Source organism: Microcoleus sp. AT3-D2 (assembly GCF_036705715.1).
Lineage (GTDB): Bacteria > Cyanobacteriota > Cyanobacteriia > Cyanobacteriales > Microcoleaceae > Microcoleus.
Genome location: NZ_JAUBVE010000213.1, coordinates 1 through 1,185 on the forward strand (window position 1 = coordinate 1; position 1,185 = coordinate 1,185).

The following is a 1,185-nucleotide window of genomic DNA, read 5'->3' on the forward strand; positions in this document are numbered from 1 at the left end:
TTTCCACGACCCAATAATCGTTCACTCATAGCTTTGAGTAACGGGTTATGACGCATCGCCACTACCGCTGGCATATACAGCGCTTTTCGCAGTCGGACATTACCCGTACAAGACAAACGAGTTTTGCCCTTAACCGAAGTCCCAGAAGTACGTTCGCTCGGTGTTAAACCAGCATAGGCTGCTAATTGACGAGCATTATCGTAATCAGAAACATCGCCAATTTCAGCTAATAATATAGAAGCTGTTAAATCGCCAATGCCAGGAATTGAAGTCAACAGCTCGCGCTGTTGTTTTAAGTGTGGGTGTTGGTCAAAATGGTCACTAATCAGTTTTTTGATTAGTTGTTGTTGCTGTTTTAGATAGTCCAAATGTTCCTGGGTAAGGGAAGCAACTGTTGGCGTAGCTGTCTCCAAACGGTTTTGTTCGCTCGTCATCATTTCTGTGACTGATTCGAGCCGCCGTAACAAGGCTTGTAATTCCTTGACTTCGGGGGCTGTAGGAGTCCATAATGATGGTTTCATTGCCGCACAAAAACGGGCAATCAGTGCCGCATCTACGGAGTCTGTTTTCGTTCTCAGAAGTTCGCTTTTAGCAAACCCTTTAATACGAGCCGGATTGACGATACTTACCTGAAAGCCTTCCCCATAAAGGAATTCTGCCAAGGCTTCGCCGTAGATGCTAGTAGCTTCCATACAAGCATGGAGTTCGACGACACTTTGTTGTTTGAGCCAGTTATGCAAACTCTCAAACCCTTGAGTATTGTTCGTAAACTTTCTGGGTTTAGTTGCACGACCTTCTCTCAGTAATGAGACATGAAAGTCTTTTTTACTGATGTCTATGCCTAAGACTGTTGTCATTATTTGCTCTCCATGTACTCCGATCTATTAAAGAACTTGACAGGCAATTAATACTAACCTTGTGAATGCAGGCTTTCTCGATCGTTCGATCGAGAGCCTAAGATACCGCCTGTGCTTGGTGCGCCTGTCATCAGTAATGGGAGCTTATCTACACAACAGACTTGTTTAGTCTAAGGGGCGGGCCAACTTCACCGATTTCTGATGTCCTCTTGCTCACACTTTCGCCTGTTACAGAACCGTTTCTACAAAACTTTCCTTGTTTCTTTAGATTCACTTCGTCGATCGGTACGATCGACTGATCATCGGTACGATCGACTGATCATCGGTA

At 44.6% G+C, this 1,185-nt stretch carries 1 protein-coding gene; it reads right to left on the reverse strand.

Translation table 11 applies throughout. The annotated features are described in order from the left end of the window. Positions 1 to 857: IS110 family transposase (locus QUB44_RS30975; protein ID WP_333373769.1), on the reverse strand; the 857-nt coding region annotated here is incomplete at its 3' end. Positions 858 to 1,185: the final 328 nt, after the last annotated feature.